The sequence below is a fragment of the Pinibacter soli genome, assembly GCF_029961145.1.
Lineage (GTDB): Bacteria > Bacteroidota > Bacteroidia > Chitinophagales > Chitinophagaceae > Pinibacter > Pinibacter soli.
Window position 1 is genome coordinate 926857 of record NZ_JASBRG010000007.1, and the last position, 21711, is coordinate 948567.

At 41.4% G+C, this 21711-nt stretch carries 15 protein-coding genes; 7 read left to right on the top strand and 8 right to left on the bottom strand.

From position 1 onward, the window contains the following. Positions 1-4 precede the first annotated feature (4 nt). Both QJ048_RS14610 and QJ048_RS14615 read right to left on the bottom strand, forming a co-directional pair. Entirely contained in the window at positions 5-3256 is a 3252-nt protein-coding gene (locus tag QJ048_RS14610) for a ligand-binding sensor domain-containing protein (protein ID WP_282335121.1), read from the bottom strand. A gap of 260 nt (positions 3257-3516) precedes the next feature. Then, entirely contained in the window at positions 3517-4227 is a 711-nt protein-coding gene (locus QJ048_RS14615) for a carbohydrate-binding family 9-like protein (protein WP_282335122.1), read from the bottom strand. Between the two features lie 225 nt (positions 4228-4452). On the opposite strand from QJ048_RS14615, the gene QJ048_RS14620 reads away from it, so the two are divergent. The 4 genes from QJ048_RS14620 (at position 4453) to QJ048_RS14635 (ending at position 9811) form a co-directional block, all read left to right on the top strand. Beyond that, positions 4453-5745, top strand: a complete 1293-nt coding sequence (locus tag QJ048_RS14620; protein ID WP_282335123.1) for a sugar MFS transporter — start codon at positions 4453-4455, stop codon at positions 5743-5745. Positions 5746-5749: 4 nt separating this feature from the next. Beyond that, the gene (locus QJ048_RS14625; protein ID WP_282335124.1) at positions 5750-6667 is read left to right on the top strand and encodes a sugar phosphate nucleotidyltransferase; all 918 of its coding nucleotides are present in this window, start codon (positions 5750-5752) and stop codon (positions 6665-6667) included. Positions 6668-6886: 219 nt separating this feature from the next. Further along, positions 6887-8254 (top strand): phosphoglucosamine mutase, encoded by a 1368-nt coding sequence (gene glmM, locus QJ048_RS14630; protein ID WP_282335125.1) that lies wholly within the window; start codon positions 6887-6889, stop codon positions 8252-8254. A gap of 294 nt (positions 8255-8548) precedes the next feature. After that, entirely contained in the window at positions 8549-9811 is a 1263-nt protein-coding gene (locus tag QJ048_RS14635) for a DUF4861 domain-containing protein (protein ID WP_282335126.1), read from the top strand. A gap of 130 nt (positions 9812-9941) precedes the next feature. On the opposite strand, the gene QJ048_RS14640 is transcribed toward QJ048_RS14635, so the two are convergent. The 4 genes from QJ048_RS14640 to QJ048_RS14655 form a co-directional block, all read right to left on the bottom strand. Beyond that, positions 9942-10184 (bottom strand): hypothetical protein, encoded by a 243-nt coding sequence (locus QJ048_RS14640; RefSeq protein WP_282335127.1) that lies wholly within the window; start codon positions 10182-10184, stop codon positions 9942-9944. Positions 10185-10278: 94 nt separating this feature from the next. After that, positions 10279-11757: a sulfatase family protein gene (locus tag QJ048_RS14645; RefSeq protein ID WP_282335128.1), complete on the bottom strand. Its 1479-nt coding sequence runs from the start codon at positions 11755-11757 to the stop codon at positions 10279-10281. Positions 11758-12045: 288 nt separating this feature from the next. Continuing rightward, positions 12046-12633 (bottom strand): hypothetical protein, encoded by a 588-nt coding sequence (locus QJ048_RS14650; RefSeq protein ID WP_282335129.1) that lies wholly within the window; start codon positions 12631-12633, stop codon positions 12046-12048. 26 nt (positions 12634-12659) lie between these two features. Next, positions 12660-13016, bottom strand: coding sequence for a hypothetical protein (locus QJ048_RS14655; protein ID WP_282335130.1), 357 nt, complete (start codon positions 13014-13016; stop codon positions 12660-12662). Between the two features lie 431 nt (positions 13017-13447). Between QJ048_RS14655 and QJ048_RS14660 the strand changes: the two genes are divergently transcribed. The 3 genes from QJ048_RS14660 to QJ048_RS14670 all read left to right on the top strand — a co-directional run bounded on the left by QJ048_RS14660 (position 13448) and on the right by QJ048_RS14670 (position 19212). Further along, positions 13448-14224, top strand: coding sequence for an ImuA family protein (locus QJ048_RS14660; protein WP_282335131.1), 777 nt, complete (start codon positions 13448-13450; stop codon positions 14222-14224). Beyond that, positions 14217-15713 (top strand): Y-family DNA polymerase, encoded by a 1497-nt coding sequence (locus tag QJ048_RS14665; RefSeq protein ID WP_282335132.1) that lies wholly within the window; start codon positions 14217-14219, stop codon positions 15711-15713. Before QJ048_RS14660 ends, QJ048_RS14665 begins: the two co-directional genes overlap by 8 nt. 271 nt (positions 15714-15984) lie before the next feature. After that, a complete protein-coding gene (locus tag QJ048_RS14670) occupies positions 15985-19212 on the top strand; it encodes an error-prone DNA polymerase (RefSeq protein WP_282335133.1) in 3228 nt (1075 codons plus the stop codon). Positions 19213-19280: 68 nt separating this feature from the next. Here QJ048_RS14670 and QJ048_RS14675 read toward each other — a convergent pair whose 3' ends face one another. Together QJ048_RS14675 and QJ048_RS14680 are read right to left on the bottom strand one after the other, a co-directional pair. Beyond that, positions 19281-20390, bottom strand: a complete 1110-nt coding sequence (locus QJ048_RS14675; protein WP_282335134.1) for a pyridoxal phosphate-dependent aminotransferase — start codon at positions 20388-20390, stop codon at positions 19281-19283. A 92-nt stretch (positions 20391-20482) separates the two neighbouring features. Continuing rightward, complete coding sequence (locus QJ048_RS14680; protein WP_282335135.1) at positions 20483-21622, bottom strand: VWA domain-containing protein; 1140 nt, start codon at positions 21620-21622, stop codon at positions 20483-20485. Between the last annotated feature and the right edge of the window lie 89 nt (positions 21623-21711).

Genomic DNA, 21711 nt, shown 5'->3' on the forward strand with positions numbered 1-21711 from the left:
AAACTTATGAATTAAGTGACATGCTTTTGGGTACATACTCTTTCTCCAGCATGAGTGTTATTGTAAAGCAGGTTTCAGGCTGATCATTGTGAGCAGCGTCATCACTGCGAAACGCAAGCTTTCCTCCATGCAACTCTATCAGGCTTTTTGAAAATGCCAATCCTATTCCTGTACCAGACGTTTTATTGATCGCATTATCTGCCCTGTAAAAGGTACTAAAAATTCTGTCTTGATTCTCCTTTGGAATGCCCGGTCCATTGTCATGTACCGCTATGTCTATTTCCTTTGACCGCCTTGTAACTTTCACCCACACTTTTCCATGTTCGGGCGTAAACTTTAAAGCATTCGACAAGAGATTTGAAATAACAATTTCCAAATAATGTGAATCAAAATATACAGGGCAGCTTTTTTCCGAAGACTCAAAATGATAGGCGATCATTTTCTTGTTTGCCATCTCTTTAAACTTCCCAAATACCGAGTCAACAAATGGCACAATATCATGCTGCTCGATTGTCAGCTTCATATGTCCGGTATCAATTTTACGAACCTCCAGCAGCTCTGTAGCAAGCTTCAAGAGGCGTTCTGCATTTGTTCTCACCATTTCCAAAAGGCGATTATCTTCAGGCTTGCCCTGATTTCTCATTTGCAACATTTCCACCGGTCCCATGATCAATGACAACGGCGTGCGGATCTCGTGAGAAATATAAGTATAGAAATCCATTTTCATCTGATGCAATTCCTGCTGCTTTACAGAAATCATATGTTCATACTTCAGTTTTCTGCGAAGCGCCGTGCGTGATGATATGACCCAAATGATAACAGACGCGATCAAAATGAACGCCAGCACATACAAAGCGTAAGCCCACCAGCTTTTCCAGGGAGGAGGAAGAATTGTTATTGTCAAGACAGTCGGCGATTTCGTCCACACACCATCATTGTTGCTGGCTCTGATCAACAAACGGTAACGGTTCGGTGGCAGTCCATTGAATGTAGCCGAATTATTGCTGGAAGTTTGCCAATCAGCATCGTATCCTTCCAGCTTATACACCGATCTGTTTTTGCTTGATTTAATAAAGTTCAAAATGGCGTAGTCTACAGTCAAAACGTTTTGATCATACTTCAATTGAATGTCCTTTGTTTCTAACATATTGGCAGAAAGAATACCAGTGCTATCCTGTTTTGACACAGCCTTGCCATTGACTGAAAGACCGGTTAGGGATACATTTGGAACAACACTATTGGTTTGAATATTCGCCGGATTAAACTCTACAAGTCCTTTAAAGGTTCCGAAAAACATCTCTCCGTTTCTATCCCTGAAATATGAATTATAATTAAACACGTTCGCAGGCAAACCATCTTCCACAGTGAAATTGTGCCACCCTTTCCTTGAGGGATCAAGAAGGCTCAAACCCTTATTGGTACTGATCCATAAATTTCCCTTATCATCGTTTAAAATGCCCGTCACCTTATTTCCCGCAAGGCCATCCGCGGTTGTAAATGTTCCAAATACTTTTTTATCAGGATCATGAAATGTGAGTCCTTCGTACGTGCCTATCCAAATTTTACCCTGGACATCTTCAGCAATGCAATTGATATAATCAGAAAGCATTCTTCCCTTCACATTGCTGCGCAGATAACCTGTAAGATCACTGCCATCAGCTTGCAACCTGCTCAGACCCTGGCGTGTACCGATCCAAATATTATTTTTTGAATCTCGGAACAAACACGTTATTGCTTTACTGGTTAACCTGCGGTTTGGAAAAATATCTTCGAAATTCAGCACACGATTGGTTGCTACATCTATAATGTTTACGCCGGATTCCTCTGTCCCTGCCCAAACACGCCCTTTGCCATCATACAACAAAGCCATCACATCATTGGAATTAAGCGGGCCGCCTTTTGTGCCGCTATTGAACTCTTTTATTTTTTTTCCCGAAGAAGTAATAACATTGATGCCACCACCGTGCATTCCCACCCATACATTGTTTTGATTATCCCTCATCAATGTCTTTACCAGGTTTGAACTTAGAGAAGCTGGGTTGGTTTCGTCATTCCGGAATTGAGTGAACCTATTTGTTTTCCTGTTGAAAAAATCCAATCCTTCCGCTTCGGTACCTACCCAAAGATTACCGGAACCGTCATCGATAATCGGGTTTACAACGTTGCTGGAAATTGTATTCTTTGCACCATTCTGGTACACTTTAAAGGGAGTAGAAATAGCTTCTGCAATATTAAGACCGCCAAAAAAGGTTGCCACCCACATCGATCCCTGCCGATCCTGTATGATGTCCCAGATGGAGTTAAAATTCAATGTGCGGTCATCTCCCGGGTCGTGCACATGTGTCTCAAACCTTAAGGAAACAGGATCCACAATATCCAATCCTTTTAAGGTGCCGATCCAAAGTTTCCCATTTTTATCAAGGGTAATTTTGCGAATAAAATTACTGACTGGTCCTGCTGCAATGTTTTTATCCCGCGCAAAATGATTTACAACTTTATAATCACGGGATATTCTGAAAACACCGCTTGCAAGCGTACCTGCCCATAAGTTCTGAAATTGATCCTCAGCAATAGCCGTTACTGTATTACCCTGCAAAACATTATTGCCTATTTGCCAGCTGCAAGAAGCAGATGATTTAGACAGTGAGATCAACCCATTTGCAGTGCCTGCAAACATTTCCCCCGAAGTATTTTCGAACAATGAGTTTACATCAAGAAGTGCCGAATCCTTAGTTTGAAGGGGAATAGATGTAAACTTAAAATCAAAATTGCCGGTGTTGGCAACAACGTTTATCCCACCTTCCGTTCCTACCCACAAATTCTTTTTACTATCGAGAAATAAGTCCTTGATAACATTATGACAAAGGCTGTTTTTTTCCGTTGGAGAATGATAGAAAACGCGAAACGAATCCAGCGCAACGTTGTAGACATACAGACCGTTGTTGGTGCCTATCCACAAATTATCGTGTTCATCAGCGCATAGCTGACTTATTTTGATGCTTGCACCAATGAAATTATCGCGATAAAATGATTTGAAAATCCTGACCCTTTTGCCGTCATAGCGATTCAGTCCGTCCATTGTACCGGCCCATATAAAACCTCTGTTATCCTGCGCAATAGACAACACGGACCCGGATGAAAGCCCATCTTCCACCGTAAGATGTTTGAATGTAAGTAAAGGCTGCGAAAATGCCACACTTGTAAAGAGTAGCAGAAGCAGGCCGACTACTCCTGATATTGCGCGAACAATCTTCATTGGCTTAGTGTTTGGTACAGAAACAATCGTATTCAAACTTAACGAAATTCCTATTAGGAATTAAAAATTCAATGTCCACCTCATTGACGAAAGTTAGCAATCGCCGGTTTTGCACAAAACAAAACACCTGACGCGGTTCCAATCCTGCCAGGTGTTTTGCACTGTAGAGAATTCCTATTTGTTAGTTCTTAATTCCTAATAAACAATCACGCATAAAAGAAGAGCTGATCACTTTAGGTCCGAAACGTTCATGCGTTTTGTCAATTGAATTCAAGCATTCCGAAATATTCCGGCAGATGAAAATTGGGCACCGGCGATTCTATATCCGACCACGCCACGAAATGCGGATCAATTAACAGATCACCGCATTTGTAAAAATTCGCGTCACAGCTAATGCCGTTCAACTTACCAATAGATGAATGAGCAAAGCAGCCGACAGGAATAGCCGCAGCAAGTTCCCATTGAATATCATCATGTTCATTTCGAATGATGCTGGCATGCGTAACAATTTGTTTCATGACATTCATTTCCAAAAACTTTCTTTCAGTTTTTGAGGGCCCGAAAGCAGCCAGGAAAGTACCAAGGCAGTTGAATTCAAAATTGTAGTAACCACCGTCGCCATCAAAGGACACAAAAAATTCAACACATGCATCTTCCCAAACCGGTCCTTGCAGCTGGTTTGCATGGGCACGTATCTCTTTTTCCTTTACGAAATATTTCAGGTATATACAATCATGTGAATGCGCTATAGAAAAGGAAACCTCAGGCGCATAACCATATTCTTTCCACGGGCAATACTTCATTGTATGTCTGTCCAGCCCATCCATAACGTCCGATATTTTCTTTATTCCTTCCTTGCAAAGTTGAACCGGAACAAACCTGGTTTTTATTTTCTCTTTTACCCGTGCGACATCCATAATGGCATTTTTTTTATAAAAACATGAATAATAACCGCTGATAAATTTGATCATTACTTCCCTTGCAAAGGGGTTAGAAATGTATCTAATTAGGGGCAGAAATGTATTTTCATAGTAACAATCACTTCAAAACTCCTTTTTTCGCTTATCCGTTCGACAATAACCCTCGTGACAATGATATTCCAAACATACTATCATCTTGCTTTAAAAAATTGCGCAAACGGTTGATATGATTTGCTATCAAGCTTATGATTACTTTAGGTTAGAAAATAAAAATGCATGAAAAATAAACAACCAGGCTCAGCCAATGTAATGGCCATTATGGGACTACTGTTCTTTGTATTTGGATTTGTAACATGGCTGAACGGGCCGCTCATTACGTATGTAAAACTTGCGTTTGAACTGGACTCAGATTCAAAGGCATTCATGGTTACCACTGCATTTTACATGGCCTATTTTTTTCTGGCACTTCCCTCTTCGTGGATACTTGAAAAAACAGGTATGAAGAAAGGCATGAGCCTTGGCTTACTTGTGATGGCAATTGGAACGTTTATTTTTGGACAGTTTGCCACACACCGCAATTATCCAATGTCCCTGACCGGATTATTCGTAATCGGCTCAGGGCTTTCATTGCTGCAAACCGCATCAAATCCATACCTCAGCATTATTGGCCCTATTGAAAGTGCTGCACGCCGTATCAGTATTGTGGGCATCTGCAATAAGGTGGCGGGCATCATCAGTCCCATGTTGATCAGCGGACTCATCCTGAAAGGTGTAACCACTCTTGAAGACAAAGTAAAAGCCACTACCGATGCAGCTCAACGCAATGTCATCCTGGATGAATTTTCTCAAAAAATATACATACCGTATTTGTGCATGTCGGTGCTGTTGTTAATCCTTGCTGCCTGGATCTTAAAATCTTCCTTACCTGAAGTGAAGGCTTCAGAACAAAACAAACAAACATCAACTGATGGTTCTGAAAAAAACAGTCTGTTCCAGTTTCCTCATTTGTGGTTGGGTGCTTTGTGCATATTTGTTTATGTGGGCGTGGAAGTAATGGCCGGTGACGCGATCGGCACTTACGGCAAAGGCTTCCATATTCCAACAGAAGAAACAAAATATTTTACTTCCTACACACTTGCTGCGATGCTGCTGGGTTACTTGATTGGCTTGTTCACCATTCCAAAATACATTTCACAACAAGCGGCTCTGAAATACTCTGCTATTCTTGGTATATGTTTTAGCGGTGCAGCATTTGTTTCCAGTGGATATGTTTCCGTTTTCTTTGTTGCGATGCTTGGCTTAGCCAACGCAACCATGTGGCCCGCAATTTTCCCCCTTGCCATCAATGGTCTGGGGAAATTCACCGAAAAAGGATCAGCTATTCTGATCATGGGCATCGCCGGCGGCGCCATTATTCCTAAACTTTTCGCAAGCCTCAAAGAAGTTTATCATTTCCAGGCTGTCTTTTTTGTACTCATGGCCACATGCTATTTGTTCATTCTTTACTTTGCTGTGAAGGGATATAAGACAGGCCAAAAACAACTTACACTTGAACCTCAATACACTTAAAATAATGGAAGCAACTTTAGTAGTTCTTGCTGCCGGCATGGCATCGAGATATGGAAGCCTTAAACAAATTGATAAATTTGGTCCGGCGGGAGAAAGCATCATTGACTATTCAATTTACGATGCCATTGAAGCAGGTTTTAACACAGTCGTGTTTGTTATTCGCGAAGAGTTTGAAGCAGAATTTAAAGAAATATTCGAACCACGTTTTGGAAATCGCATCAACATACGTTATGCGTATCAAAACCTTGAATCATTTACAGGCAATCATATCATTCCCGCAACCCGCACAAAGCCATGGGGAACGGGCCACGCAGTATTGTGTACACGCAATGAAGTGAGCGGGCCGTTTGCAATGATCAACGCAGACGACTTTTACGGGAAAGATGCGTTCAAAAAAGCATATGCATTCTTAACAAAAGAAGCATCGGATCATTTGTGGGCAAATATTTGCTACGAACTGCCAAACACACTTTCTGATCATGGCTCTGTAAGTCGTGGTATTTGCGAAATCAATACAGATGGAAATATCACTTCAGTAACAGAAAGAACAAAAGTATTTCGCCAGGGAAATCAAATAGTTTGTGAAGAGCCGGAAGGATTGTTGCCGATCAATGAAGGAGCCAAAGCATCAATGAATTTCTGGTGTTTCTCTGAAAGTGTTTTTGATTCGCTATCATCGATGTTTGATACTTTCCTTAGTCAGCACATGAATGAACTAAAATCAGAATTTTATATTCCATCTGTTGCAGACGAATTCATTAAGCAGGGAACGGGCCAGATCAAAGCAGTCACTACTTCTGAGAAATGGTTTGGCGTTACCTACAAAGAAGACAAACCAATCGTGCAGGACTGCATCAACACTTTAGTAGAAAGCAATTGCTATCCTGCTGCGTTGTGGCCGGAAAAAGTATTTCAACAATAAACTTATTATTTAACGAATTGTGTAAAATAAAATACACAGTTAACCGCAAAGAACGCTAAGGATGCGCAAAGAGAGCAAAGGTTTTAAAGTGATGGAGATTCTTTCGGAATATGAAATAATCATAAGCTGGAAAGAATATCAGGCAATCAACAAACCCTTCTTTTCTTTGCGCTGCCTTTGCCCCCTTTGCAGTTAAATAAAAAGGCAAACGAAAACAATATGTCACTCATCAAAAGTATTTCAGGCATCAGAGGAACCATTGGCGGCAAGCCCGGTGAAAACTTCACTCCGGTAGACATTGTGAAATTTACTGCAGCTTATGGCTCGTGGCTGCTTGAAAAAGGCAAGGGCAAAAAAGTTGTTGTAGGCCGCGACGGACGTATGAGCGGCTCAATGGTAAACCAACTTGTTGTGAATACACTACTCGGCCTTGGTATAGATGTTCTTGATGCCGGGCTCAGCACCACGCCTACGGTTGAAATGGCTGTAGTTTGGGAAGAAGCCGATGGAGGCATTATTCTCACAGCAAGCCACAACCCAATGCAGTGGAACGCTCTTAAACTCCTCAACAATCACGGCGAATTCATCAGTGCTGAAGATGGCTTGAATATTCTTGAAAAAGCCACTAATGAAAGATTTGAATTTGCCAATGTAAACTCACTCGGCAAATTATCCCAGATAGATTCAGTGATCGAAAAACATATTGAGTCCATTATAGAACTGAAATATGTTGACAAAACAGCGATCCAAAAAAAAGGATTCAAAGTTGTAGTTGATGTGATCAATTCGACCGGCGCAATTGCAATTCCCAAGCTATTGGAATCATTGGGAGTACAAAACGCCATCATTATAAACGGTGACATTACAGGCAATTTTGCGCACAATCCGGAACCTCTTCCTGAGCATTTAACACAACTATGTGAAGCGGTAAAAACACACAATGCAGATTTCGGCATTTCTGTAGATCCTGATGTAGACAGGCTTTGCTTTGTGTGCGAAGACGGAACTTTCTTTGGAGAAGAATATACTTTGGTTGCTGTAGCAAATTATGTTTTGCAATTTCAGAAAGGTTCTACTGTAAGCAATCTAAGCAGCTCAAGAGCCTTAAGAGACATTACACGTGAACAAGGCTGCAACTACTATGCAGCAGCTGTTGGCGAAGTGAATGTGGTGAAAAAAATGAAAGAAGTAAACGCTGTTATTGGTGGCGAAGGAAATGGCGGCATCATTTTGCCGGAGCTGCACTATGGTCGCGATGCTTTGGCAGGTGTGGCTTTATTCCTTTCGGCACTGGCCAAATTTGAAGGAACGATTTCTGCATTCCGCAAAACCTTCCCCGATTATCATATGGCCAAAAAGAAAGTTGACCTTGCAGCTGATGTACAGATTACAGACGTACTTGCAAAGGTTCAATCGGCTTATGCTGACCAAAAACTAAATACAGAAGATGGTTTGAAAATAGATTTGCTAGATGGCTGGATACATTTAAGGGCATCAAACACAGAGCCGATCATAAGGATATACACGGAGGCTACAACCAAAGAAACTGCGGAACAATTCGCAAATGATGTAATGAATATTTTATAATACATGAAGAGATGCTTCGCATCTCAAATCTTACCACTAAGGCACTAAGGACACTAAGTTTCACTAAGGACCTGTCTTAGTGAAACTTAGTGTCCTTAGTGCCTTAGTGGTAAAAAAACACTCGCACTATTGGAGTGCATTAAGCCCGAGGGGTCTGGGTATCTCATATTGTTGTTGTTGTTAAATCTCCACTCAGATCCCTCGGGCCTGTAAATGACAAGTATCTTTCATCTCTATACAAAATAACTTACTTATCTTCCTGCCACCGAATCAATAACCGGCATTTAAACCAACATGACAAAAAAATTTCTTACTTCCCTTCTACTCGCAGCATCAACAACAAGTTTGTTTGCTCTGGATACCGGCACTCTCGTGCTTAAAAACAAAAGCTCGTTGAACAGAGAAAACGAACTGATCGTCCTCAAAAGAAGCTCACTTCAATCGAAAATAAAGAACCTTCAACCGAATGAATATTTAGCTTTCATCGCAAATGGCAAATCAGTTCCAGTGCAATTCGACGATATAGATGGCGACGGCAAATGGGATGAAGCAGCGTTGATTATTTCCTTTGCACCAAAGGAAAGCATTAAGCTACAACTGCAAGCTTCCAAAAATATGCCACAATATCAGGAAGCCGTTTTTGCTCACGTAAGACAGAAACATAAAAACCCTGATCAAACCTTCGGCCCACTTGTATTAAGAGATACGATGCCATTCAACAATCCCCCGACAGATTTTTCGAAAGTGGTATTGCCGCCTTACCTTACTGAAGGTCCAGCATGGGAGAATGATAAAGTTGCATTCAGACTATATTTTGATGCAAGAAATTGTAAAGACATTTATGGAAAAAGAATCAGCGGTATGGTGATGGATACGGTTGGCTCCGATCCAAAAAATAGTTACCATAACTTCTCCAATTGGGGAATGGATATTCTACGCGTTGGAAAGTCACTGGGCGCAGGTGCTTTGGCTATTCGCACGAAAACATCAGCCAATGCCGACACACTCATAAGAGTTGGTGGTAGTGCGGTAAAATCAGAAATTTTCCGTGTGATAAGCGATGGACCTTTACGTGTCATGTTTGAGATGACATATTCATGCGTCATCAACAACAAGCCTTTCACAATTACAGAACGCACAAGCATCTGGAAAGGACAATATTTCTATCAATCAGATCTTACTATTTCCGGACTCAGCGCTACAGATGAATTAGTAACGGGCATGGCTGACTTTTATGAGAACAATGGTGAGAGTTTAAAAAGCAACAACCAAAACATATATTATTCCTACGGCACACAAAGTGAAAATAAAGATAAGTTAGCACTCGGCATAAGCGTGTCCAATAATAGCCACACCTATATGACAAATGCCAACTCTTTGCAAAGTGAAATAAAGGATACCTGGCTCGTTAGCCAGCCCGTTAACAACGGCAAAGTTTCATTTAGATTCTACGCTTTATGGGAAAAAACAAATACTGCATTTTCCTCGAAAGAAGGTGTAAGAGATTATTTCAACAAAGAGCTTGAATTAATGGCAAGCCCTGTGGAAGTCAAGTAATTGAAAGTTGAAAGTTGAAAATGCTGTCTGTGCAAGTCTCTGACAGCAACCAAACATACTTCATCACAAAAAATAAGCTAAGCAAAATGTGAATTTGCTTAGCTTATTTTTTGAACATCAAACCGGACATTTAAACTATTTTAAAACATTGATCATCCTGGTTTTCGGCCAACTCTTTAAACATTTCCTCCCCAATTTCTATAACATTTGACAATGAAATACTTTCAGTCGTGTATTTCTCTTTCTCTCTGATATATTCTTTGATCCGTTGCCGGTCCATGAATTGTGGCGATCGAATAAAAAAAGACGCTTCCTCAATTATATTACCATTGTCTGTAACTGTGTACATTGCTACATAATAATAATTATCCATAAACAATCCCTTTAAATTAAAGCGTTAACTATAGAGACGGATTCACGACTTTTATTATATACGGATTTAGGAATAATTCAGATTTATTTTATTCTTAATCAAGCGTAAAATGGTCATCGTGTTCCTTCAACCAGGCAGCCAGCTTGGGCCTCATCAATTTCACCTGCAAATTATCTTTGCTATACAAGTTGTGCTGTTCAAAAGGATCAGCTTGTATATCGAACAGAAAAGCTTCTGTTTTTTTCTTCGTTTTCTGATAAGCCAATTTGTATTGTGCGGTTCTTATACCTCTGAAACCGGATTGTCCCATTTGCAAAGTATCGTAGGCCATCGCTCCCATAATGAACTGTTCCGCAGGTTGATCTCCATTTCCTTTCAGGAAATAATTTGCATAGCTTTTACCATCTATCGTTTGAGAAATTTTGCTTTTTAATCCCGCAAGGTCCAGCAGCGTTGGATAAACATCCGGCAAGCTACCGAGGAAAGTATTGTCCATAGAAGGCTTGATCTTCCCTTTCCAGCAAATGATAAACGGAATGCGCAACGACTCTTCGTAGATATTGTTCTTAGATTCCTCGTCATGTTTCCCTAGGCAATTGCCATGATCTGCAACAAATACGATGATCGTATTGTCAAACATTTTCCTTTCCTCCAGTGCATTCACAATGCGGCCAATTTGCGCATCTACTCCTGTGATACTTGAATAATAATTTTTCACCTCCTTGCGATATTGCTCTCCCATTGGCGTTCCCACCGGAGGAATATCTGCATCCGTCAACAATGAATCAAGTGGAATATTGTTATAGGGTTCGTGGTATTTTGCAGGTGCGGTATTGTATGGTGAGTGCGGAGGATTAAACGACACTACCATTGCAAAAGGTGCATCAGGATTTCTTACGTTTCCTTTATTATCGAGAAAATCAATCGCTTTATCCGTCTCATGTATTGGCCCCCACTCATCTACAAAATGAAAGCTATCCCTTGGTGCTTTTGTGTCCCAGTACATAGGCCGCGAGTGATAGTCGTAAGTATTGTAAGCATACCAGTAATCAAAGCCGTGTCTTCTGTCGAAAGGCGTCCATTCGTTCCATGCAAGTTCCTCTGTATTGTTGGCAACCGGAATATATGGCTTGTGAGGCGCATCAAGGTGCCATTTACCGATGTAGCCATTGCTATAACCTTGCTGTTTTAACACATCGGACCAGCAAACAATATTAGTCGGCAACTCAACTCCGTATGGCGCAGATTTAGAATTTGCATTCGCATGCACTTTGTTTTTAAAAGGATAAGTTCCACTAAAGAACATCGCCCTCGCCGGCGAACAAACAGGATAGTTCGACACCATTTGTTTTAGCGCCACTCCTTCTTTTGCCAATGCATCTACATTGGGTGTAAACACCTTTTCCTTCTGCATGTAGCCTTGCGCCTGCCCGCGCCACTGATCCACAAGGATGACAACAATATTCGGCTTTGCAGTTTTTCCGTTTGTATTTTGTGCTAAGCTGGAAGTGCCGCCAATGCAGCAAGTCATCGCTAAAGAGAAGTTTATTATCCTGGCAAGTTTTGCAAGCATGTTTTCTTGTTTAATGTCTTAACATTATGGCTTGTGGTACGAGAATGTACAACTACAAACCTACTAATAGATTTAAAGTAGCAGGGGTAAATTTATTTTTAAAGAGGGGGAATTTTGTATTGGGGGAACTCACATCTACTGCAAGAGTTTTATTTACCACTAAGGCACTTAGGATACACTAAGCTTCACTAAGAAAAACTTAAACTTTAGACAACCCTTAGTGAAACTTAGTGTCGTTAGTGCCTTAGTGGTGAATTAGGGATGTTGATATTTGTAAAGTTTTATCCCTTAAATAATCCCACCACAAATCATTAATAGGAACGCATAATCAGCACCGAGTCGATCATTACTTCCCAGCGAAACAACACCGAGCCCGTTCAACACGCCTGACTTATTATTCACGATCAAAAAAACATCTGTAGCATCGGTTATGTAACAACTAGTTCGTAAGACACCTCTTTTTTTCATGATCGGGCTATAATCAAATGATTGCATCGCATTCAAAACCTTTACAGCTCGTTTATCATATTTCTTATCCTTTACTGTATTGTGGCTGACATCATAAGACCTGAATTTGCCTGAGGAATCAACACAAATTTTTACCAGCAAATATTCACCAGTTGGCCCACAATATCTAAAATATGAAATGTTTGTCGCGGCTGAGTCTTTCAAGTTAAACAATGAAGAATCTTTTAAGTGGGCTGCTTGTAATCGACTTTCCAACCTGTCAGCAATGTCAGAAAAATCTCCTTTAACAATTTTACAGATAGTGTCTAGTCCGTAATATGCAGCATCAATAGACTTAGCTTTTTTGTGCTGTTGACAAAAAGCAATTGATGATAAAAAAAGAGAAGTTATGACAAGTATAGTTTTCATTATTCAGCGAACATTTCCGATATGATCTAATTATGCACAAGCTTTTCAGATGTAACCAAATAAGTATCCCACAAAGATTTCCTCACGCCAATTTCTACAACATAATTTTTCTTAAATGTATATGGTGTGTCTACGGCAAAATCATAATGAAAGCGGGTTGTATTTCCCATAAAATCATAATAAATCAAACGCTTTCCTGTATTGATATTCGTGATCTTACAGGATACATAATGCGTTTCATTCGAATCAGAAGCTTTAATTATTAATAGTTGAAAGGGAATCATTACAAAAAATCTAAACATCAGGACGATCAACAAAAAACCAACGCTAATCCAAAAGGCGCCGTATTCTGCTAATAGCCAGCTGTAATATTCTTTGTACATAAGGTTCCTCCAATAGAAAAAAGCTGCTAGTGTCAACAAAGACACTCCCATGGTGATACAAAATAGCTCTGTGGAAAAATGAAGAATGGAACGATCTAAGTAAAAATAAACGACAACAAATGGAAGAATCGTTAAATAGAATAATCTGGATACTAATAGATTGTCAACAAACTTATCTTTCTTATTTTTTGCAGTTTGGGCATTTGATAGTACAGGTCAAAAATAGGGTTAATCGAATGTTTTCCTATAAACAATATCGACTTTCTAAAATAACAATAAAATGAATTTGCTCTTGCATGGTTTAACAAATTATTCTAACCAATTGACTAAAAACCTCCTACGCCAACCACTAACTTAATTAGTATTTTATTACTAAATTTATTAGTATTTCACCTCTAACTTTCGTAATCTTGCAGTAGAATATCTCCTGCATGCAAGCCAATACCATCCATACAGTTCCTACTGGTGACAGCGACAAAAAAGCGTTGCTTGCACAATTGCAGAGAGCCATTCTGCCCTTGCAGGGAATCAGGAACCCATTGCAAACCCATCCTGTAGAAAATGGTCTGGGCGCCATTAATGAAGCTTTTCCAAATGGTACATTTCCTTTAGGAGCCGTACATGAATTTATTTCAACAGGAGCAGAAAGTTTTGCAGCAACAAGCGGCTTCATTTCCGGAATAACATCTGGCATTATAAAAAACAATGGCATCGTGATCTGGATAAGCACTGCAAGAACCGCTTTCCCATTGGCCTTTCAACATTTTGACATATCACCAGAGCGAATCATTTTCATCGATCTTAAAAAAGAAAAAGATGCTTTATGGGTAGTTGAAGAAACGCTAAAATGCGAGCATGTTGCCGCTGTTGTAGGAGAAATACAACAAATGGACTTTAATCAATCGCGCAGGCTGCAACTCGCAGTAGAAAAAAGCAGGGTGACCGGATTTATCATTCGTAAAGACACAAAAAAAATAATGCCTTCTGCATGTGTTACGAGATGGCAGATTCAACCGTTGCCTAGCGAATTGCCCAATCATATGCCGGGCGTAGGTTTCCCAAGATGGCAGGTGGAACTATTGAAAGTGCGTAATGGCAAACCCGGCGCATGGAACGTGGAATGGAGTGAAGGAAAATTCAAGCTGATAGAAAAAGAATTAAACACAGTTTCATTTTCTTCAAATCAAAAACGCGAACGATATGCCTAAACGCTATATTTCCATATGGTTCCGTTATTTGCTCACCGATCGCTCTGCACGGCATGCACCGCAACTTAACAAAGTGCCGTTTGTTTTAGTGGCCCCTGAACGAGGCCGCATGATGATCGTTGCCGCGAATGCACTGGCACAAAAGGAAAACATAGATGCAGGAATGGTACTGGCAGATGCGAAAGCCGTTTTTCCAGCCTTACAATATAAAGATGCAAAACCGGGATTGGAAATGGTACTGTTACACAATCTCGCCGAGTGGTGCATTCGCTACGGCCCGGTCGTAGCAATAGATCTGCCCGATGGCCTGATACTGGATGCAACTGGTTGTGCGCATTTATGGGGCGGGGAAAATGCATACCTGCAGGACATCACCAACCGTTTTCGTCGCTTAGGTTATTATGTGCATGTTGCTATTGCCGATACGGTTGGTAAGGCCTGGGCCTTTGCACGTTTTGCATCTTCGGGTAATATTATTGTTGATGAAACAAACACTTTACTTTCTTTGACACCTGCTTCTCTTCGCATAGAACACAGCACCATTGAACGTTTAAATAAATTGGGCATACGCCAGATCAGAGAATTGGTTAACATTCCACGTCCGGCATTGCGGCGAAGGTTTGGACATTTATTATTACAAAGACTTGACCAGGCGTTTGGGCAGGAACAGGAATTTATCCAGCCCGTTCAACCGGTAGAAACTTTTGAAGAACGTTTGCCTTGCCTTGAACCCATTTCCACAGCAAGAGGCATTGAGATTGCATTAACGCGATTACTCGACACTTTATGTGAAAGACTTTACAAACAACAAAAAGGCATTCGCACGGCCGTTTTCAAATGTTATCGCATTGATGGAAAAGTTGAGCAAATTGAAATCGGCACCAGTCGTGCATCACACAATGCACTGCATCTTTTCAAACTTTTTGAGTTAAAGATCGACACCATTGAGCCAGCTCTTGGTATTGAGTTGTTCATTTTACAGGCACCGAAAGTGGATGACATTATTGTGCCGCAGGAAAAATTATGGAACGGCACTAGCGGTTTGCTGGATCCCGGCATTGCAGAGTTAATTGATCGTATAGAAGGGAAAGTCGGGCCGGGGCATATTCATCGCTATTTGCCTGCTGAACATCACTGGCCGGAACGCTCTATCAAGCCTGCAACATCGCTTGATGACACGCCTTTGATTCCATGGAGAACGGATAAGCCAAGGCCAATACAACTATTACCCGTTCCTGAAAAGATTGCAGTAACCGCACCCATTCCGGATTACCCGCCAATGCAGTTTAACTACAAAGGCAAACTGCATAAAGTGGCAAAAGCAGATGGCCCCGAACGCATAGAACGGGAATGGTGGATCGATAAAGGATTGCACAGAGATTATTATGTGGTGGAAAATGAACAGGGGCAACGCTATTGGCTGTTCCGTTTGGGACACTACGACGAAGAACAGAAACCAGAATGGTATGTGCATGGATTTTTCGCATGAAGAGAGAGCACACAGATGACACTGATTGGACTGATTTACACTGATTTTTTTTAACGATAATTCATTTTTGCAACAACTTAAATATTGAGTTTTTTTGTGAAACCAGCAGTAGTACCGTGTTTGAGCTTCGGTTGTGTCACTCACTTCAACAATAGTAATTCTTATGAACAAAGAGAGCAACAGGTTGTGTTATTAACGAAGAGTTTGTATCAACAAAAAAATCTGTGTAAATCAGTCCAATCAGTGTCATCAGTGTGCTAAAAAAAAGCATATGGAATACACAGAATTACAGATTACAACCAACTTTAGTTTTTTGCAGGGTGCTTCACATCCTGAAGAAATGATGCAGCAGGCCGCGGAGCTTGGCTATACAAATATTGCTGTGACAGATCGCAACACTCTCGCAGGAATTGTGCGTGCACACGTGGCTGCGAAAACACGCAACATCCGTATGATCACAGGCTGCAGACTCGATCTGCTGAACGGGCCAAGCCTACTTGCTTATCCTACCAACCAGGATGCTTATGGCAATCTTTCCGCTCTACTAACCAAGGGCAACCTGAGAGCAGAAAAAGGCAGCTGCCATTTAAACAAAGAAGATGTTTATGCTTATGCAAAAGGCATGAAGTTTATTGCCATTCCACCATCTTCATTAACACCTTCATTTGATATAGATCCTGATTTCATCAAATCTCTGAAAGAGTATAAAGATGCATTGGGCAAAGATGTATATCTCGCTGCCACCAAATCATATTTGGGAGATGATGCAAAGAGATTGTTTCGCATAAAAGAATTATCAGATCGTTTTGATATTCCCATGATCGCAACGAATGATGTGTTCTATCACAACCATGCACGTCGCGAGTTACAGGATATTCTTGTTTGCATAAAAGAGAAATGCACAATCTACAACGCAGGTTTTAAGTTGCATCAAAATGCAGAGCGCTATCTGAAACACAAAGAAGAAATGTTCCGGCTTTTCCGGCATTACCCCGAAGCCATTGAACGCACACAGGAAATTGCAGAGGCTTGTAATTTTTCTCTCAATACACTTAAATATATTTATCCTGAAGAAATCACTTCAGAGGGCCGCACACCACAGGAAGAACTGGAACACCTTGCATGGGAAGGCGCTAAGGAAAGATATAATGGCATTATTCCGGATAAGATACGAGCAAATATTTTGCATGAAATCAAATTCATCAAAGAGATGAATTATGCTTCTTATTTTCTTACTGTATATGATATTGTCCGTTTCGCAAATTCACAAAAGATACTTTGCCAGGGACGCGGCTCTGCGGCCAATTCAACGATCTGTTACTGCCTTGGCATCACGGCTGTTGATCCTACAAAATTCGACCTCTTGTTTGAACGGTTTATTTCTTCTGCACGTAATGAACCACCGGACATTGATGTAGACTTTGAACATGAACGACGCGAAGAGGTGATTCAATACATCTATAAAAAATATGGTCGTGACAGAGCTGCGATCGTTGCAACAGTAACACAGCAACATCAACGGGGCGCCATTCGTGATGTGGGCAAAGCCATGGGATTATCGGTGGATGCGATCAGCCGGTTGTCGGGCTCTGTTTGGGAATTTACAACGGAATGGTTCGAAGGTCATCGTGTGGCTGAGCAAGGCTTCGATCCCCGCGATCCTCACCTGCGAAAGGTTTTAGAGCTTACCCAGCAATTCATAGGTTTTCCGCGTCAGCTTGGGCAACATACAGGAGGCTTTGTGATCACCCAGGGAAAATTGACGGACCTCTGTCCTATCATCAATGCACGAATGGCAGACCGCACCAATATTGAATGGAACAAAGATGACATCGATGCACTTGGTTTTTTAAAGATTGATGTACTGGCGCTGGGCATGCTTACTTGTATTCGCAAAGCATTTGATTTGGCGAAACAACATTATGACCATGATTTTACATTGGCAAATATTCCGCAGGATGATCCTGCGGTGTATGAAATGATCGGACATGCAGATACGATTGGCGTGTTTCAGATTGAGAGCCGTGCGCAACAATCGATGCTACCGCGACTTAAACCAAAAACATTTTATGATCTTGTAATTGAAGTGGCTATTGTTCGCCCCGGGCCAATTCAAGGCGACATGGTGCATCCTTATTTACGAAGACGCAATGATGAAGAGAAAGTAGAATACCCGTCACCCGAACTGAAAGCGATCTTAGAAAAAACCCTGGGGGTGCCTTTGTTCCAGGAACAAGCGATGAAAATCGCCATCGTTGCAGCGGGATTCACACCTGCTGAAGCCGATGAATTAAGACGAAGCATGGCAACATTTAAAGTGCAGGGACTGGTTACAAAGTTTGAAAGGAAACTCATCGATGGCATGATGCGAAACGGTTATACAGAAGAATATGCACGACGGGTTTTCAAACAACTCGAAGGCTTTGGCAGTTATGGTTTTCCGGAAAGTCATGCCGCCAGTTTTGCGCTGCTTGTATATATTTCTTCATGGCTCAAATGGTATTACCCGGATGTATTTGCATGCGCATTGCTCAACAGTATGCCGATGGGATTTTACCAGCCCGCACAAATAGTAATCGATGCACGCAAACATGGAGTTGTCGTAAGACCTGTCGATATCAATCATTCTAACTGGGACAATACGCTGGAAGAACAGGATGGCAACTTCAAAGCAATGCGACTTGGATTTCGACAAATCAAAGGTTTAAGAGAGGACGACATGCAAACACTCGTGAGCAACAGAAAAGAAAATTACCAAAACATACATGCATTGCGTATGGCTGGCGTTCCACAATCTGCTTTGAAAAAACTCGCAGAAGCTGATGCTTTCCGCTCGATGGGTATTGACCGAAGACAAGCACTATGGCAGGCTTCTGCCATTCATGATCAACCCGCAGGACTTTTCATTAACACTTCAATAGAAAGTAAAAATGAAACACAAATTGCATTACCTGAAATGACGATGGCAGAACATGTGGTGCAGGATTACAGTTCAGTATCTCTTTCATTAAAAGCACATCCGGTTAGTTTTGTAAGAGAAAAACTGCAACGCCTGAATGTACGCACGACGCATGAACTATCGGACATTCCCAATGGTGCGTTTGTGAATGTTGCAGGACTGGTACTTGTGCGCCAACGGCCCGGAACCGCTGGTGGCGTGTGTTTCATTACTATTGAAGATGAAACCGGCTACAGTAATCTTGTTGTTTTTCAAAATCTCTTTGATGCTTTTCGCAAACAAATTCTGGGCGCCAAATTACTGATGGTAGAGGGCAAATTACAACGCGAAGGCGAAGTCATTCACGTGATCGTACAACGTTGTTATGATTTTTCAAAAATGCTTAGGGATCTGACGGCAGTCAAAGTTCAGGAAAACGCGCTGTTAACGCTATCCCGCGCCGATGAAAGATCTGCGCCATATACGGCCAATAATAAACGTGCACAAATAAAAGAGAAGAATACGGAGATTAATTTTCCGGAGGCGAGGAATTTTAAGTAGAGACAAGGCACTGCCTTGTCTTTCCCGCACCATCTGGTTGCATCGGTAGACAAGGCAATGCCTTGTCTCTACGGAATTTTGGACTCTTCAATCGCCTTCAAAATATTTCGTAATCCCTTTTCCAACTTTTCCGTTTTATCCCAACTATAGCCAATACGCATATACCTTGCGTCTTCCTCAAACCAGTGTCCACGGCCTATGTAGGTCTTGTATTTATTCAGCAGTATATCATGAAATTTATCGGTATCGACATTTATTTCTTTTTTTATTCTCGGGAAACAAACGCAGCCTCCTTTGGGTTCTACCCATTCTAAAACATTCTGTTGCTCCATGAATTGTTTTAAAATGCTGAAATTCTTTACAATGGTTTGCATATTGGGTGCAAACAATTCCTCTTTTCTTTTTAAGTAATGAAACGCAATCTCTTCATCAATCACAGAATTGGTGATGCAGATTTGTTCCTTTGCTGCAAGAAAGGTTTCCATCAATCGCTTGTTCTTTGAGAACATCCAGCCAATACGAATTCCAGGCAAACCATATGATTTTGACATGGACGATATGCTGATCACTCTATCTGATAATGTCGCGGCCACCGGCAATTTCTCTACAAAGGACATTTCCCTGTATGTTTCATCAAGCAATAAATAAGTGTTGTTCTTTTCAACGATAGCAATGATTGCACGAAGTTTATTTTCATCGATCATTACACCGGTTGGATTGTGCGGATAAGTGAGACTGACAAGCTTTGTTTGAGGTGTAATTTTTTGCTTCAACTCCTCTATATCTAAATCAAAGCTATTTTCAAACTTCAGTTCAAGAAAAGAAATATCTGCACCGATGGCCCTTGGTGTTTCAAGGTTTGTCGCGTAGTTTGATTTTGCAACAACAAGATGATCGCCCTTGTTTAATAACGATGTGGCTACAATAAACAGCGCCATTGCAGCCCCGGAAGTAATCAATACATCTTCAGAAGACAAACCAATTTCATTCGCAAGCAGTTCCCGCAACTCCGGCTTTCCTTTGTGATCGCCGTACAATAAAACAAGGTCGTTGATATTAATACCCAGATCGCTCAAACGCTGATCAGTAAAGGAACTTTCAGAAAGATTGCAATCGATATTTTCATATCCAAACCCTTCGGGAGCTTCTATTTCGATAGGCATGCGTTTGTACAACATACATTTAAGTTAAAAGTAAAAATTCAAAAATCAAAAGAGATCCGGATAATCGGCAACTCTTTTGACTTTTGAATTTTTACTTCTGACTTCAGTTATTTCCTCAGCACAATATCCTCCTTCGCGGCCCATTGCATCACGTCCTGTTTGCTCAGCGCTGCGGCCATCATATCGGGAAATTTGTCGGGCGTACAAGCAAATACAGGCACACCCAAATTGGAGAGAAACTGTGCATTATTGTGATCGTATGCCGGCGCACCATCGTCGTTCAGAGCAAGCAACACGATCAACTGCACGCCTGCCGCAACCAGTTCTGTGGCACGCTTGCGCATATCGGCCACATTGCCGCCCTCGTACAGATCTGTGATCAATATCATCACCGTGTCTGTTGGTCGTGTTACGATCTGCTGACAATAGGTAAGCGCAGCATTAATATCTGTACCACCGCCCAACTGCACGCCAAACAACAACTCTACGGGATCCTGCAGATCTTCTGTAAGATCAGCAACCGTGGTATCAAACACCACCATCTTTGTTTTAACCGCAGGAATCGACGCCATCACCGATCCAAAGATACCTGAGTAAACAACAGATGTTCCCATCGATCCGCTTTGATCCAGGCACAGCACAACATCTTTCAACGCATTTCTTTTGCGACCATAACCAATCTTCGTTTCCGGAATAATAGTTTTATATTCCGGTTGATAGTGTTTCAAATTACGCCTGATCGTCTCCGACCAGTTGATCTCATTGTGGCGCGGCCTGCGATTGCGCACGCTGCGGTTGAGACTGCCAACAATCGCCTGCTGCGTGGGTTGTGTGAGTTTGCGCAATAGTTCGTCCACTACTTTCCTCACCACCATTCTTGCGGTATCCTTTGTCTTATCGGGTATCACGCGGCTTAACGTCATTAATGTTGCTACCATATGCACATCCGGCTCAATATTTTCCAGCATCTCTTTTTCAAAAAGCATCTGGGTAAGATTGAGCCTGTCGAGCGCATCCTTCTGCATGACCTGCACAACAGTATTCGGGAAAAAAGTGCGTATATCTCCCAGCCATCTCGCGACATTCGGCGAAGACGCGCCAAGACCGCCCTGCTTGTCTGAGTCGTACAAAGCAGATAATGTATTATCCATTTGCACATCGGTGCCCGACAATGAATACCCTGTTCCATCACTTTGATCGCCTCCTAATATCAATCTCCATTTACGAAGATGTTGTTCGTCACTCATTTTACTTAGTTTAGAATTACTTCAAAACAATTACAGTTATTTTTTTGACACCGGCATTTATGCCTTGATTGAACTTTGCTTGCGACGCT